This is a genomic window from Tessaracoccus flavescens, assembly GCF_001998865.1.
Taxonomy (GTDB): Bacteria; Actinomycetota; Actinomycetes; order Propionibacteriales; family Propionibacteriaceae; genus Arachnia; species Arachnia flavescens.
In genome coordinates this window covers 1,339,229-1,353,283 of record NZ_CP019607.1, presented here as the reverse complement: position 1 = coordinate 1,353,283, position 14,055 = coordinate 1,339,229, and the positions used below count along the sequence as shown (strand labels likewise).

Annotated in this window: 16 protein-coding genes; 9 read left to right on the top strand and 7 right to left on the bottom strand. The window is 68.2% G+C overall.

What is annotated here, in order from left to right; genetic code table 11:
• Positions 1–110 precede the first annotated feature (110 nt).
• A complete protein-coding gene (locus BW733_RS18225) occupies positions 111–260 on the top strand; it encodes a hypothetical protein (protein ID WP_161490157.1) in 150 nt (49 codons plus the stop codon).
• Here the strand turns inward: BW733_RS18225 and BW733_RS06510 are convergent.
• On the bottom strand, positions 257–1,279 hold the full coding sequence (locus BW733_RS06510) for a DNA glycosylase AlkZ-like family protein (RefSeq protein WP_503487615.1): 1,023 nt from the start codon (positions 1,277–1,279) through the stop codon (positions 257–259). The genes BW733_RS18225 and BW733_RS06510 overlap by 4 nt on opposite strands.
• A 42-nt stretch (positions 1,280–1,321) precedes the next feature.
• Here BW733_RS06510 and BW733_RS06500 point away from each other — a divergent pair, with 42 nt between their 5' ends.
• From BW733_RS06500 to BW733_RS06480, 5 genes are all read left to right on the top strand, one after another.
• On the top strand, positions 1,322–1,549 hold the full coding sequence (locus BW733_RS06500) for a PLD nuclease N-terminal domain-containing protein (protein WP_077348983.1): 228 nt from the start codon (positions 1,322–1,324) through the stop codon (positions 1,547–1,549).
• A gap of 57 nt (positions 1,550–1,606) precedes the next feature.
• On the top strand, positions 1,607–1,918 hold the full coding sequence (locus BW733_RS20045) for a hypothetical protein (RefSeq protein ID WP_418361345.1): 312 nt from the start codon (positions 1,607–1,609) through the stop codon (positions 1,916–1,918).
• Positions 1,919–2,024: 106 nt separating this feature from the next.
• Positions 2,025–3,089: a hypothetical protein gene (locus BW733_RS06490; protein ID WP_152024593.1), complete on the top strand. Its 1,065-nt coding sequence runs from the start codon at positions 2,025–2,027 to the stop codon at positions 3,087–3,089.
• Between the two features lie 109 nt (positions 3,090–3,198).
• Positions 3,199–3,708 (top strand): SigE family RNA polymerase sigma factor, encoded by a 510-nt coding sequence (locus BW733_RS06485; RefSeq protein ID WP_202970301.1) that lies wholly within the window; start codon positions 3,199–3,201, stop codon positions 3,706–3,708.
• A complete protein-coding gene (locus tag BW733_RS06480; protein ID WP_077348975.1) occupies positions 3,705–4,850 on the top strand; it encodes a hypothetical protein in 1,146 nt (381 codons plus the stop codon). Before BW733_RS06485 ends, BW733_RS06480 begins: the two co-directional genes overlap by 4 nt.
• A 27-nt stretch (positions 4,851–4,877) precedes the next feature.
• Here the strand turns inward: BW733_RS06480 and BW733_RS19695 are convergent, their stop codons facing one another.
• The 5 genes from BW733_RS19695 to BW733_RS06460 all read right to left on the bottom strand — a co-directional run bounded on the left by BW733_RS19695 (position 4,878) and on the right by BW733_RS06460 (position 8,370).
• Complete coding sequence (locus BW733_RS19695; RefSeq protein ID WP_250638008.1) at positions 4,878–5,144, bottom strand: transaldolase family protein; 267 nt, start codon at positions 5,142–5,144, stop codon at positions 4,878–4,880.
• A complete protein-coding gene (locus BW733_RS19690) occupies positions 5,107–5,703 on the bottom strand; it encodes a transaldolase family protein (RefSeq protein WP_202970300.1) in 597 nt (198 codons plus the stop codon). The genes BW733_RS19695 and BW733_RS19690 overlap by 38 nt, the downstream gene beginning before the upstream one ends.
• A gap of 4 nt (positions 5,704–5,707) precedes the next feature.
• Positions 5,708–5,890, bottom strand: a complete 183-nt coding sequence (locus BW733_RS06470; protein ID WP_077348973.1) for a hypothetical protein — start codon at positions 5,888–5,890, stop codon at positions 5,708–5,710.
• Positions 5,891–6,259: 369 nt separating this feature from the next.
• Positions 6,260–7,687, bottom strand: a complete 1,428-nt coding sequence (locus BW733_RS06465; RefSeq protein ID WP_237268325.1) for a sensor histidine kinase — start codon at positions 7,685–7,687, stop codon at positions 6,260–6,262.
• On the bottom strand, positions 7,684–8,370 hold the full coding sequence (locus BW733_RS06460) for a response regulator transcription factor (protein ID WP_077348971.1): 687 nt from the start codon (positions 8,368–8,370) through the stop codon (positions 7,684–7,686). Before BW733_RS06460 ends, BW733_RS06465 begins: the two co-directional genes overlap by 4 nt.
• Before the next feature lie 199 nt (positions 8,371–8,569).
• Between BW733_RS06460 and BW733_RS06455 the strand changes: the two genes are divergently transcribed.
• The 3 genes from BW733_RS06455 (at position 8,570) to argF (ending at position 11,429) form a co-directional block, all read left to right on the top strand.
• Positions 8,570–9,037, top strand: coding sequence for a low molecular weight protein-tyrosine-phosphatase (locus BW733_RS06455; protein WP_077348969.1), 468 nt, complete (start codon positions 8,570–8,572; stop codon positions 9,035–9,037).
• 9 nt (positions 9,038–9,046) lie between these two features.
• Positions 9,047–10,276: a glucose-1-phosphate adenylyltransferase family protein gene (locus BW733_RS06450; RefSeq protein ID WP_077348967.1), complete on the top strand. Its 1,230-nt coding sequence runs from the start codon at positions 9,047–9,049 to the stop codon at positions 10,274–10,276.
• 157 nt (positions 10,277–10,433) lie between these two features.
• On the top strand, positions 10,434–11,429 hold the full coding sequence (argF, locus tag BW733_RS06445; protein ID WP_077348965.1) for an ornithine carbamoyltransferase: 996 nt from the start codon (positions 10,434–10,436) through the stop codon (positions 11,427–11,429).
• Between the two features lie 90 nt (positions 11,430–11,519).
• Here the strand turns inward: argF and BW733_RS06440 are convergent, their stop codons facing one another.
• Positions 11,520–13,964 carry a bifunctional metallophosphatase/5'-nucleotidase gene (locus BW733_RS06440; protein ID WP_152024592.1) on the bottom strand — a complete coding sequence of 815 codons (2,445 nt, stop codon included), beginning with the start codon at positions 13,962–13,964 and terminating at the stop codon, positions 11,520–11,522.
• Positions 13,965–14,055: the final 91 nt, after the last annotated feature.

The window sequence follows — 14,055 nt, the reverse complement described above, 5'->3', positions numbered from 1 at the left end:
GTCGCGGAGGCGACCGGCGTCTCCGACGAACGGACCCTCCGGGTCGTCGCGGTCACCGATCTGGCGCTCGCCCCGGGCTGCTCCGAGCAGGCAGGAAGCGCGGCTGGCTGTTGGCGAGGGCGGCTGCGAACCTGGTCGCGGCTGGGTTGCTGCTGCGGGAGAAGGCGCCCGTACCGCGGGTGGTGGCGGTCGCGCTCGGCGGACTCACCGTCGCCGACCTGGCCGCCGTCACCGCTCTCGGACGGCCCGTCGGCGACTAAGCCCCGCCGAGTTCGCCGCGCGCCTCCTGCATGGCTGACGATGGATAGACGGAGAACACCCGGTCGCCGTCGAGCCATCCGGTCAGGGCGGCGGCCCGCTCGTCCAGGCGCGCCCGGGTCGGCCCGTCCAGCCGCTCGAGCTCGGAGATGCGGACCTCGCCCGACGCGTCCTGCACCCACACGCCGACCACCCTGCCGTCGGCGAGAGCCGTCGTTCCGGCATTGCCGACGGAGTCGAACAGGCGCCCGCGATGGGTGCCGAGCAGGAAGTCGCGGTCGCGCCACCCCATGATGGCCGGGTCGAGCAGCGGGAGCAGCGTCACCCATGACTCGGGCGGCGGCACCGGGTCGATGTCGTCTGGCAGCAGCCCGCCGATCGAGCCGGAGTCCAGCGAGACCGGCACCGCCTCCACGTCGGCGAGCGCCGTGCGGACGGCCGCCTTCGTCGCGCCGATCCACCAGGCCGCGTCGTCGACGGTGCCAGGGCCGTGCGTGGCGAGCCAGCGGCCTCGACGGTCGAGACGGCCTCGAAGAGCCCCTGGCGCAGGCCGAGCCGGGCGCGCCGCTCGTCGTCGCTGACGTGTCTGACCGGATCCATGCTCGGAGGCTACCCGTCGATCTCGTCCCTGCGTCGCGAGACGAGTTCGGCAAGCGCCGCGTTGCTCAGGAAGGACCCGGGGGCGCACCGGATCGACCCCTTGGCGTGGTCGACGCCCTCGAGGAGATCCTCGCTGATCTCGACCACTCTCGCGCTGAACGGATAGATGCCGAAGTGATGTTTCGTGCGCATCACCGACAGGAGGGACTTGCCCTTGTAGGTGAGCGCAGGCATGCCGTAGCCGAGTCCCTGCTCCGCCTCCGGGACGACGCGGCGTGCGACGTCGTAGGCGTGGCCGACCACCTCGGCATCGGCGGGGTCGAGGGTGGTGAGGTACTCGTCGATGGTTCCCATGGGAGATTGTCCCAGCGTCGGCCAGTCGGGGGAGGTGGGTGGCACATCGAGGCCGTCCGCCCGCCACGGACCGTCGGGCGGGTCTAGTCTTGGGGCAGGAGGCACAACGATGAGCAAGTCCAAGAAGTTCGAGAATCTTCCCAAGCCGGTGCGGGTGCTGCTCAGCATCGGCGGCCTTGTCGACGGCGCCATGCGGGCCTACGCCCTGGTCGACATCGCCAAGCGTGACGACAACGACGTCAACGGCCCAAAGCCGGCCTGGGTCGTCGCCCTCTCCGTGGTCAGCAGCTTCGGCCTCGTGCCGCTCGCGTACCTGATCTGGGGTCGCAAGGACTGAGCCTCGGCTCCTGGGCCGGGCTGATATTTGAGCACTTTTCCGGCTCTTCTGCTCAATGTGGGGCCGCGGGCTGACGGGACCCTCCCGCCCCTGCAGCAGCAGGCGCTGGTCGAGTTGGGCAAGTGGATGCAATCCGGACCCAAGGAACTACTGAAGCGGGCCCGGCCCGCGTCCCTTGACGGCAGCGCCGTACCTGACAATGCGTGGGTGCGTGCGATCGAGAAGGATGGCCAACGGCATGTCTTCGTGGATGTTGCCGGGCATGAGCGTGAAGCCGTTGGAGCGGTCCTCGACGTAGCCATCGATGGAGCGACGCACACGGTCGATCTTCCGGCTGGACGGCCCGGGCCCGTCATGCTCTCAAACTGATGTAGGGCGGCCCTGCGCGATCCGCCTCCTGATGGCCCACAGGCCCCCGGAGAAAATTCCTGCCACCTTGTCAACCGGGCCAGTCGCTGGCGGCGTGGTAGTGGGCATGAACATGACATTCAAGACCTTTGCCCTCACCGCTACCGCCGCGACTCTGGCCGTCGGCCTCACCGCCTGCAACCAGAGCACCGCGCCCGCCACCCCGACGCCGACCACCCCGACGTCGGCCCAGTCCGTCGAATCCACCCCCTCCTCCCAGGCGCCGAGCCCTTCCGCCACGGAGACCGAGCCCACCGATGAGAGCCCGAGCCCAACTCCGAGTGCCACCGAGAGCTCCCCGTCGGCCACCGGCGCGGTGGGGACCATGCGCTTCGATCCCGCCCCGGACGGCAGGCCTGGCGCCGCCGCGTGCTACGACGCCGAGGGGAAGGGCATCCGTGTGCCCGAGAATCAGCCGGAGATCACCAAGGGCGCCGTGGAAGCCTGGCTGTGCGGTGAGGCCCCTGACGGCCACGGCACCGTGGGCCCCCTCGAACCCCTCATCACGAACGTCGACGCCCTCGTCGGCGATTACCTCGCCCTGCCTCCCCTCACCGACGGCAACGCGCAGGAGGCGGCCTCGTTCTTCCACGTGGTGCTCGTGTACCCCGACGGCACCCGTCGCGTGATCGAGGGCGACGACCAGGACTCCACCCCCGTCATCGGCAGCGGGAAGCCGAAGCAGGGCAGTTCCGAATTCGCCAGCAAGGTGCGCGGCCACTGGCTCGACCAGCGCTTCGTCACCAAGGTTCCCGTCCCCGGTGAAGTGATCAACCTCGTGGCCAGCTGTCCTGGCCCGGAACACAATGTGCTCGCCAGCCCCATCGACGACGTCAACGCCGGGTGGATGTGCCACGGCAAGACACACGACACCGTGAAGAAGACGATCATCGACGGCGCACTGGCCAAGCGGATCGCCGAGTCTCTCGACATCAACTCCACCCCGATGGAGGGGGGCGAATCGGTCAACCAGAACTCCATCCACCTCGTCACCCCCTGGGGTGAGTCGATCCTGCTGCAAAGTCTCGCGGACGAAGACGGCTTCCAGTACCGCGGCGAAAGCTCGATGATGAAGTACCTCGTCCCGGCGGACTTGGCTCGCGACATCGACGCCCTAGAGCCGAACGCCTGACATGAGCACCACGGCCATCGGCGGGTGGCGAACAGCACGGTTCCTGCGCGGGGTAGTCCGGCATGCTGGGCGCCAGTCCATCGTCCCGGGCTGTCGCGAAGGAGGTTCCGTGTCCGAGTTTGAGGCTGAGGCCACCAGCTTCGAGCTTTTCGTCACCCGCCGCGGTCGTGACCTGTGGCGGGCCGCATGGCTCCTCACCGGCGACTCCCAACATGCGGAGGACCTCGTCCAGACTGCGCTGTCGAAGACCTACACGCGCTACGACGAGATCGGCAACGACCACCAGTTCGAGGCCTATGTCCGCACCACCATCTACCGCACCTTCGTCTCCTGGTGGCGCAAGCTCAGCTGGCGCAACGAGAAGCCAACGGAGACTCACGCCGACGCTCCGACTCCCGATTCCCAGTCCACCCTCCGGATCGACCTGGTGCGGGCCCTCGACGAGTTGCCGCGCATGCAGCGCGCCGTCCTGGTGCTGCAGTACTTCGAGGACCTGTCCGTCGAGGAGATCGCCCGGGAGCTGGGCGTCACCACCGGCACCGTCAAGACACATTCCAGCCGAGGACGTGCATCTCTTCGCACCTCGGCCCACCTCATTGAATCAGGTGTATCGCTGTGAACGATCCGCTGGGCAACGCCTTCAAATCCGTCATTCCCGAGCCGCCCACCAGCGAGGGTTGGGCGCAGGGCGCACGCCGCCGTCGTCGCAACCGTCAGGTCGCGGTGAGCATGGCCACCGCGGCCGCCGTGACAGCAGTCGCGCTGCCGGTGGCCCTCAACCTCCCTCAGTTCAACTCCCCGCAGGTTGCATCGCCGGAGCCCACCGCAGTGACGGCCTCACCGACACCCACCGCCGTGACGCCGTCGCCGTCGCCCAGCCCGACGTCGACCCCGACCTCGTCTCCGCCCCCCTCCGAGGCGCCCTCGTCTCCGCCGGCCCAGACGGCGTCGCAGCCCGACCTAGGGCCCGCAATAGCCCAACTCGGGGCTGCGGCGTGCTTCGACGAGGGCGCCCGCCAGGTTGACAGCAGCGAGGGCGGCAAGCCGCTCACCCGAGGCGCCGTGCGGGCCTGGCTCTGCGGCGACGCGCCGGAGGGGATGGGAACCGTTGGTCCTGTCGACGCGTTGACCACTGACGTCGACCGGATTCTTGATTTCTTCAACGACCAGCCAGCCCTCGACAGCGCCAACAAGGATTGCGGGTACGAGTACTCCACGGTGGTCAGGGTGGTGCTCGAATATGACGACGGCTCCACCACCGTGGTGAAGGGTGCCGAAGAGGGGTGCAGCGAACTGACCGACGGCCACACCCAGAAGCAGAGCGGCGACTTCGTGGCCGCCATGGTGGACCTGTGGAAAGCCCAGCGCGCTGACCTCGCCGAGATGGGTCCCGAGCTCGAGTTCCTGCCCCACATGTGCCTTCCTGCGCAGTACTCCCTGATTCAGGGCAAAGTGGGCGACGCTGTCGGTGGCGTTGCCTGCGTCGGCGAGACCCCCGCAGACGCCAAATGGGTGGACCTGTCTGAGGATCTCGCTCGCCGGATCGGTGAGGAGGCCGCCAAGGCGACGCAGGAGGAGGCGGTCCAGATGGGCACCATGCGCTGGGTCGTGCTGTCCACGGCGTGGGGTGACCAGATCGCCCTCGAGCGACAAGACGACGGCAGCTACCAGTTCCGAGATGGTGACCGGGTGATGACGTGGACCCCAAGCGCCAGCGTCGCCGCTGAACTGGACCCCGTCTTCGCGCGGCTCGACGGCTGACGGCGCGAGGCAGGGCGTAACGATCGATCAGTCTGGCAGTTGGCTCGTGCCGTAGACGGACTTCCAGTCCTTGATGAAATCGTCGACCGCGCGGTCGATGTCGGGGGCCGACAGCGCGGCACGCAGCAGTTCTGGCGACAAGGTCACGGCGTCGGCTCCCGACTCAAGAGCGTGAGAGACCTGCGCGACGTTCTTGAAGCTCGCGGCCATGATCTTGCTGGGGGCGTCGAAGCGCTTGATCAAGCCCGCGAGCACCTCAAGCGTGCCGCGGGTGTCGATGTCGAGGCTCTGCATCCGGTTGTAGTACGGAGCCAGGTAGTCGACGCCGGTGGCGATTGCGAGGAAGCCCTGGGGTCTTGGAGTAGATGGCGGTGGCCGTCACCTTCGCGCCCTGCTGCTTGAGCTGGCGCATCGCGGCGATGCCGGCCTCGGTCGTCGGGATCTTGGGGTAGACGTTGCCGTCGATCTTGTCGAGGAGGCGGTGCGCGTCGTCGATCACCCCCCGGGTGTCCTTGGCGAGCACCTGCACGTGGAGCGTGCGGTCGGCGCCGATGATTTCCCGGATCCGACGCAGGTGTGCGTAGAAGTCGATCTTGCCCTCGGCCCTGAGGATGGTCGGGTTGGTCGTGACGCCCGTCACCCTGTTCGGCTCGCACCGCAGCCACGGCGAGATCCCCGCCAAGTGTTTCTCCCCCGCGTGCACATGGACTTCATCGAGCCTTGCCTCGTCGGGGATGGGGTGGTGGCCGGGTATGCCTCCGGACTGCTGCTCGCGCCCGCTCTCGACCTCGATTTCCAGACCAGGTTCGTCCTCATGATGGGCTTTATCGCCGCGACCTTCTCCGTGCTCCACGGGATCATGACCTGTAGGCGACCGGGACGGCCCCGAGCCAACGCAGGTACTCGTGGTTGGGCTCGCTCGCCGTGGCGATGACGGTGATGCAGCGGGCAACCGCGAGCTGCACCAGCATGCCGCCGGAGGCGCCGTGCACGACGATCGTGTCTCCCGCGTTCAGGGGAACGTCCTTGAGCGCCGTCATGGCCGTCTGGCACGCCTCCGACGCTGGTGGCGCTGAACCAGGAGACGTCGCCCGGCTTCCACCGCGGGTCGGTCGACTCGAGCACGGTTCCGGAGAACTCCGAGCCGAGCGCGAGCGGCGCGTTGGCGGGGAAGGTGCCCGCGCGGCGGCGTGCGTTGACCGGGTTGAGGCCGCCGGCGCGGGCGACCCGCACCTGCCCGCGACCGAGTGCCGGACTCGGGTGGTCCTCGATGGTGGTGACCTCGGGGGTCCGAACCTGCGGGCGATGGCCACCCGTCCTGTGCGCGTCATGAGATTCACTCTCGTCAATTACCTGGAACTACAGATAAATACCGATATTCCCGGCTCAGGAACGTTCTTGGCGTGACCTCAGATGAGGAACGGGTCGTCGAGCGGCTCGAGCACCGGGAGCCGGAGCGTGAAGCGGGCGCCGGCCCCTGGCTCGTTGTCGGCCTTGACGGACCCGCCGTGCACCTCTGCTGTGTGCGCGACGATGGCGAGCCCGAGGCCCGTTCCGGGCGTGTTGCGTGCCTTGTCGGAGCGGTAGAAGCGGTCGAAGACGTTGGGCAGGTCGGCCTCGTCGATGCCCGGCCCCTCGTCGATGATGACCAGCGACCCCTCGCTCAGATGGATCCGGATGGTGCCGTCCTGCGGCGAGAACTTGACCGCGTTGTCGAGCAGGTTCGTGATGGCGCGCTCGAGGGTGGAGGGGTCGCCCATGATGGGGGTCGGCTCGAGCTTCGCATCGAACTCGATGCCCGGACCGCGACGCTTGGCCCGCTCGATCGCGGCGACGGTGACGTCGGCCAGGTCGACGAGCTCGTGCGGCCGCTGCAGGTGGTCGTCGCGGGTCAGCGCGACCAGGTCGCCCACTAGGGCCGAGAACTCGCCAAGCTGGGCCGCGACGTCACCGAGCACCTCGGTGCGTGCGCCCGGCGGCAGCATGCCTGTGCTGTCGTCGGCGAGGAGCAGCTCGACGTTGGTGCGCATGGAGGTGAGCGGGGTGCGCAACTCATGCCCGGCGTCGGCGATCAGCTGGCGCTGCTGCTCCCTTGACTGCGCGAGCGAGCGCAGCATCGTGTTGAACAACTGGGTCAGCTCGCCGAGATCGTCGCGACCGTAGATCCGGATGGGGTTGAGCTCATCTGTCTGGGTGACCGACTTCACGGCCTGGGACAGGCGGCGCACCGGTGCGAGCACCGCGCGTGCGGTCCACAGGGCGGCGAGGGTCGCGGTCAGGACGCCCAGGCCGCCCGCGATCAGCAGGACCACCCACAGCGACCCGAGCGTCGACTCGAGGCCGGACATCGGTCGTGCGAACATCACTGCGACGGGGGTGCCATCGTTGAGCCGCATCGGGACGGCGACCGCGCGGTAGGTCACGCCGTTGCCCTCGATGGTGCGCGCCGAGGAGCCCACCTGCAGTCTTGCGACCTTGATCTCCTCGTTGCCGGGAGGCAGGTCGCGGTCCTGACCGGGCAGTTGTTCGACGGTGCCGTCCGCCCCGACGACGGCGAGCAGGCCGTTGGAGGCGGCGAGCAGGCCGGCGGAGAGCCCGCCCATGTCCGCGTAGTCGGCCGCGACTGAGGAGGTCGCCGTCTGGGCCACCTCGACCAGCTCGCGGTCGAGCTGATCAAGCAGGGACCAGCGGGTGACGGTGAACGTGGTCGCACCGACGAGCATGACGGAGATGGCCACGCTCGCGCCGGTCAGCAGCGCGAGTCGCCACTGCAGTGACTGGCCGCTGACAAGCCGGCCGATGGCTCGGAGTATCCGGATCCACCAGCTGTAGATCACGGGGGTGTTTCACGCAGGACGTAGCCGATGCCGCGCACGGTGTGGATCAGACGGGGACGGCCACCTGTCTCGGTCTTGCGCCGGAGGTAGCCGATGTAGACCTCGAGCGAGTTCGCCGTGGTCGGGAACTCGAAGCCCCACACCTCGTTGAGCAGCGTGTTGCGCTCCATCACGCGTCGGGGGTTCTCCATGAACACCTGGAGCAGCGCGAACTCGGTGCGGGTCAGCGAGATGTGCTGGCCGTCGCGGGTGACCTCGCGGTGCTGGGTGTCCAGCGTCACGTCCTGGAAGGTCAGCACCTTCGACTCGGCCTCGGGGTTCGCCTTCGAGCGTCGGGTGAGCGCCCGGAGGCGGGCGAGCAGCTCGTCGAGCGCGAACGGCTTGACCATGTAGTCGTCGGCCCCGGCGTCGAGCCCGTCGACCCGGTCACCGACGGCGTCGCGAGCGGTCAGGATGAGGATCGGGACGTCGTTGCCGCCCTCGCGGAGCATGCGGGTGGTCTCAAGGCCGTCCATGCGCGGCATCATCACGTCCATGATGATCGCGTCCGGTGTGTAGCCGACGAGCTTCGCCAGCGCCTCCACACCGTTGGTGGCGGTCTGGACATCGTCGCCGGAATACGTCAGGGAACGGGCGAGCGAGTCGCGCACGGCCTGATCGTCGTCCACCACCAAGATCTGCATGGTCCTAACCTGCCACCTTCCTCTGCTTGATCGGATCCTACCTGGGTCTCAACCGAGTTGCCGAGCGCAGCGGCCCCCTGTGCACGAAAGTGGGCGGTGGGGTCGCAAGGGTGCGCGACCAGAGGTGTCGGACGGCTCCTCGCGACGGGTCGCTCGCGCCCTCACCGGTGGTGCGGACCCGTCTGGCTAGGCTGGCGCAATGGCAAAGCTCGTTTTCGTGTGCTGGGGCAACATCTGCCGCTCTCCCATGGCCGAACGCGTGGCTCGTCGCGAGTCAGAGGAGCGTGGACTCGATGTCGACGTCGAGAGCTTCGGCATCTCATCCGAGGAGTCCGGCAACCCGATCGACCGGCGCGCGGTGCGCACGCTGACGGCCCATGGCTACGACGCCTCCGGGCACCGCGCGCGTCGGGTGAGCGCTGCCGACCTCTCCTCGGCCGATCTCGTGGTCGCCGTCGAGCCGTTCCAGGTGGACCGGCTGAAGGCCATGGCACCCGACGCGAACGTCGCGCTGCTCAACGATTTCAATCCGGCCAAGCCGAAGGGTGAGGCGCTCGTCGACCCGTGGTACGGCGACCAGGCGGGCTTCGAGGAGACCCTCGAGGACGTGGAGGCGGCGGTCCCCGGCATCCTCGATGCCGTCACGGAGCGCGGGTCTGCCACTTAGAATTCTTAGATGACAAGCGCGAAGATCCTCGCCATCATCCAGGCCGGCGGCGCGGGCGGCCGCATGGACGTGCTGACCACCGAACGGCCGAAGCCGGTGCTGCGCTTCGGCGGCAGCTATCGCCTGATCGACTTCGTCTTGTCCAATCTCATGCATTCCCGCCTGGACGACGTCTGGCTCAGCGTCTCCTACCAGGGTGCGTCCGTCGTGGAGGCGGTCCGAAACGGGCGGGCGTGGGACCTCGATCGCACCTACGGCGGGCTGCGCTTCATCGGACCGCAGGAGGGCTTCAGCCCGCACGAGTCGGGCATGAGCGGCGGCAACGCGGACGAGCTCTACATGCTGCGCGACCGGATCCGCGCCGAGGATCCGGACATCGTCCTCGTGCTCAGCGCCGACCACGCCTACCGCCTCGATTACCGCGAGCTGATCGACACCCACCTGACGAAGGGGGCGGAGGTGACGCTGCTCAGCACCGACATCTCCGGGCTGGACGGCGCGAAGGCCAGCGACCACGCGGTGCTCGAGGTGAACCGGCTCGGGCGGGTCACCGGCTTCGATTACAAGCCGGAGTCCCCGACCTCGGACCTGATCGCCGCCGAGGCGATCGCCTACGACGCGTCGGTCATGATCGAGGTGCTGGAGCAGCTCCACCGTGAGGTCAACGCCGTCGACCGCGGTGAGGAGGAGACGCCAGGGCTGGGCGACTACGGCGACCTGCTGCTGCCGCGCCTCGTCGAACGCGGCAAGGCCTACGCTCACCAGCTCGACGGCTACTGGCGCGACCTCGGGCAGCCCCACCACTACCTCAACGCACATCTCGAACTGGTCAGGCAACAGACAGACCTGTTCGACCCCGCCTGGCCCGTCATCGGACACCAACCGCAGACCCTGCCCGCCCGGATCGAACAGGAGGCCGAGGTCCACGAGAGCCTGATCAGCCCCGGCTGCGTGGTCGGTGGCCGAGTGACCCGCAGCGTGCTCGCGCCCGGCGTGGTCATCGAACCGGGCGCAGACGTCATGGAGTGCGTCATCGGTGACGGCGTGCGGATCAGAGCCGGTGCGAAGGCGTGGCGCAGCATCATCGACTACGGGGCCGAACTGGGCCCCGATGCGCGGGTCGGTTCGCAGGACGCCGACCTCGAAGACCCCGACGCCGTCGCGGTGATCGGCAGGGAAAGCACCGTCGACTCCGTCCTGCCCGCCGGGGCACGGCTCTTCCCCGGCACGACGGCCTGACTGGAGGCCGCCTGCGGTCCTGCATGGTGCGACCGCCGCGCTCCGGCCAACGCTCCCGCCGAGGTCGGACTCCGGCGCGGGCGGCTACCCACGGACGGGCGCGGAGCGCGGATGGCCAGCCAGTATTGTGAGGTCTTCCTCACCGAAAGGCGCGACGATGACCCTGCTCGGACGCAGCTTCCTCAAGGAACTCGACTTCACGGCCGACGAGTGGCGCTCGCTGCTCGACCTGTCCGCCCAGCTCAAGGCCGAGCGGCGCGACGGTCGCGAGCGCCAGCGTCTCCAGGGCAGGAAGGTCGCGCTGCTGTTCGAGAAGACCTCAACCCGCACCCGCTGCGCCTTCGAGGTCGCCATGGCCGACCAGGGCGGGACGACGACCTACCTCGACCCGTCCGGATCGCAGATCGGGCACAAGGAGTCGGCGGCCGACACGGCCCGGGTGCTCGGCCGCTGGTACGACGGCATCGAGTACCGCGGCGCCGGACAGGACATCGTCGAGACCCTCGCCGCCAATGCGGGCGTCCCGGTCTACAACGGCCTCACCGACGACTGGCACCCGACGCAGATGCTCGCCGACCAGCTCACCATGCTGGAGCACTCGTCGAAGCCGTTGGAGGAGATTGCCTTCGCCTTCGTGGGCGACGCCCGCAACAACGTCGGCAACTCGCTGCTGATCTCCGGCGCGATGATGGGTATGGACGTGCGCATGGTCGGCCCCGCCTCACAGCTGAACGCGCCTGAGGTCGTGGAGGAGGCGCGCCGGATCGCGGAAAAGAGCGGCGCGCGGATCACCATCACCTCCGACGTCGCTGAGGGCGTGCGCGGCGCCGACTTCATCTACACCGACGTGTGGGTCTCCCTCGGCGAGCCGAAGGAGGTGTGGGCCGAGCGGATCGACCTGCTGCGCCCGTACCAGGTCAACGCTGAGCTGATGGCGGCGACCGGCAATCCCGACGTGAAGTTCATGCACTGCCTCCCGGCCTTCCACGACCTCGAGACCTCGGTCGGTCGGGACCTGAAGGAGCAGTTCGGTATCGAGGGCGTCGAGGTCACAGACGAGGTCTTCGAGTCGGAGGCCAGCGTCGTCTTCGACCAGGCCGAGAACCGGATGCACACCATCAAGGCGATCCTGGTCGCCACCCTGGCAGGCTGACCGCAGGCGCCCGAGGGGCGCGGACGCTCAGGGTGCTGAACGCAGAAGAGGGGCCGGACGCGTGGCGTCCGGCCCCTCCTCAACGGTTCATCAGGAGAACATCACGATGTTGTTCAGGATGTACTTGTCGACCTGGCGGTAGCCGCTGGGCGTGGCCTCGATGACCGTCGCCATGATGTAGCTGCGGCAGCCGTTGCGGCCGGTGGTCGGGGTGTCGCACTCGGTGCGCCACTTGCGACCGTTGACCGTGTGGTCGCCAGGCGTCGCGAGCGGGTTGCCCGTCCACAGCGAACGCTTCGACGGCAGGTAGGTCAGGTTGTTGAACACGAAGTCGTTGACCTGGGTGTACTTGCCGTTCACCAGCTTGATCTGGGTGGCCCAGATGTCGGTGCGGCAGCGCTCGGTCTGCGAGTAGGGCTCACACGAGGTGACCCAGATGCGGCCGTTGACGCGGTGCACACCGGGGGTGGTGTAGATCGTGTCGGGACGCTTCGGCGGGGTGGGCTTCGTCGTCGGGGGAGCGGTCGGCGGAGGAGTCGTCGGCGGGACGGCGGCCTTCTTGACCGTGACCTGCTTCGTGACGACGGTGCCGGACGGCTGAACGGTGAAGGTCAGCGTCTGCCCGCCCGCGGCGATCTTTGCGCCCTTCGCGATGGCGACCTTGACGGTGGAGACGCCGTCGGTGACGGTGCCCTTTCCGACCTCGACGCCGTTGATGGTGGCCACGACCGAGGTGTTGGGCAGCTGCGGGGAGACCTTGGCGCCCTCCGGGTCGAGCAGCATGTCGAGGGTGTCGATCTGCAGGCCGCCCTCGAGCGGCTTGCCGAGCGTGAAGTCGACGCCCGCCGCGCCCTCGGTGAGGGTGTCGGCTCCGCCGGTGAGGTTCACGCCACGCTTGGTGTAGTCGGGCGAGATGGCGTCGCCCTCCTTCAGCCAGCCGACCCACGCCTCAAGGTCGACGCGACCGGTGTCGACGCGGTTGGTTCCCTTTCCGACCTCCCAGAAGTTGTCGCCTCCGGTGATCAGGAAGGAGCCCGAGCCGACGGTGTAGGTCTTTGCGGGGTCGATCGGCTTGCCGTTGATCTTCAGCGACGTGATCCGGTCGCCCCACTCGCGGGACTCGTCCATCGTGTAGCTGACGTTCTTCGAGAGGCCGAGAGCGAGGAACGGACGGCTGGGGGCCGGGTCGATCGGCTTGTCGTCCTTGGTGCGCTGCCACTGCTGCTCGAGCATCTTCTTGACCTGCGCGCCCGTGAGGTCGGTGGTCATCAGCGAGTTGGCGAAGGGAAGCACCTCGTTGGCTTCCTTGTAGGTGATCGATCCGCGGTCGATGCTCGCACGGGTGCCGCCAGGGTTCTGCACCCCGATGAACTCGGTGTTGCCGTTGCTGAGCACCTCGTAGAACATCTCGGCCACCATGTTCGACAGGGGCGACTCGACGTCGCGCTTGCCGTTGCCACCGTTTGCAGGGGTGGAGACGGCCTTGTTGGCGAACCCGACGACCTGGCTGCCGACGACGTCGGCCTCGGCGACGGCCTTGGCGACGATGTCCTTGATCAAGGTCAGGCGGGGGCTGGTGCCTGCGTGCTCGGGCTTCGGCGCGGCGACCACGGCCGGGGTGCCAACGAGGCCGCAGTACTCATCTGCCGCGCTGACGCCCAGCGTGAAGGTGTTGAGGTTGTGCGCGTACTCGCCGGCCTGCAGGACGGGGGTGCCGTTCTTGTTCGTCCACGTGTACTTCTGGTGTGTGTGGGCGTTGAGGATCACGTCCACGTCGTCGTCCAGGTCGTTGGCGATCTGTGCGAAGCGGCCGCTCTCGGCGATGTTCTGGTCGATCGTCTGGTTGCCGTCAGGTGCGCCCTCGTGGAAGCTGGCGATGATCACGTCGACGTCCGAATTCGCCTTGAGCGCCGCGACCTCACGGTTCACGGCCGCGACGGGGTCGCCGATCGTGAGGGCCGAGATGCCGTCGGGCGAGACGAGCGTCGCAAGGTCTCCGGTCACGGCGCCGACGATGGCGATGTCGAGGCCGCCCTTCTGCACGATCGTGGACGCCTTCAGGCCGGGAGCGACCGTCGTGGTGCCCGCCGTGTAGACGTTGGCGCCGAGGAAAGCCATCCCGTCCATCTGGGGGATGACGCGGTCCTTGAGATCGGACCAGCCCTTGTCGAACTCGTGGTTGCCGACCGTGACCGAGTCGACCTCGATCGCCTTCAACACGTCGAGGGTCGGAACGTCATCCTGGCTCATCGACACGAAGGTCGAGCCGCCGATGTTGTCGCCGGAGCTGATCAGGAGAACGCCGTCGTCGCCGTTCGCCGTACGCGCCGCCTCCACCGGGGTGAAGAGGGCCGCCGCGCCCTCGACGCGGCCGTGGAAATCGTTGAACGCGAACACGTCGATGGTGCTCGCCGGATCGGTGCACACGAGGGCGTCCGCGTGTGCCATGGGAGTGAAGGTGGCGAAGGAGAGTCCGCTCGCCACCAACGCGGAGGCGGCGAGTCCCGCCGTGGTCCGCCTTGTCCTGCTGGTCATCTTGCTCCGATTCGTGGATCTGATGGGGGGATGCACGACGGGATCGATGAAGGGGGCCACCGGCCGCCGTGGCTCGGAGCCCACACTTTAG

Excerpts from the sequence above, each read along its gene's own strand:
- BW733_RS06455 (WP_077348969.1), top strand. The coding sequence starts at position 8,570 with ATGGCAAAGCTCGTTTTCGTGTGCTGGGGCAACATCTGCCGCTCTCCC.
- BW733_RS06440 (WP_152024592.1), bottom strand. The coding sequence starts at position 13,964 with ATGACCAGCAGGACAAGGCGGACCACGGCGGGACTCGCCGCCTCCGCG.
- argF (WP_077348965.1), top strand. The coding sequence starts at position 10,434 with ATGACCCTGCTCGGACGCAGCTTCCTCAAGGAACTCGACTTCACGGCC.
- BW733_RS06490 (WP_152024593.1), top strand. The coding sequence starts at position 2,025 with ATGAACATGACATTCAAGACCTTTGCCCTCACCGCTACCGCCGCGACT.
- BW733_RS06450 (WP_077348967.1), top strand. The coding sequence starts at position 9,047 with ATGACAAGCGCGAAGATCCTCGCCATCATCCAGGCCGGCGGCGCGGGC.
- BW733_RS06460 (WP_077348971.1), bottom strand. The coding sequence starts at position 8,370 with ATGCAGATCTTGGTGGTGGACGACGATCAGGCCGTGCGCGACTCGCTC.
- BW733_RS06500 (WP_077348983.1), top strand. The coding sequence starts at position 1,322 with ATGAGCAAGTCCAAGAAGTTCGAGAATCTTCCCAAGCCGGTGCGGGTG.
- BW733_RS19695 (WP_250638008.1), bottom strand. The coding sequence starts at position 5,144 with ATGCAGAGCCTCGACATCGACACCCGCGGCACGCTTGAGGTGCTCGCG.
- BW733_RS06470 (WP_077348973.1), bottom strand. The coding sequence starts at position 5,890 with ATGACGGCGCTCAAGGACGTTCCCCTGAACGCGGGAGACACGATCGTC.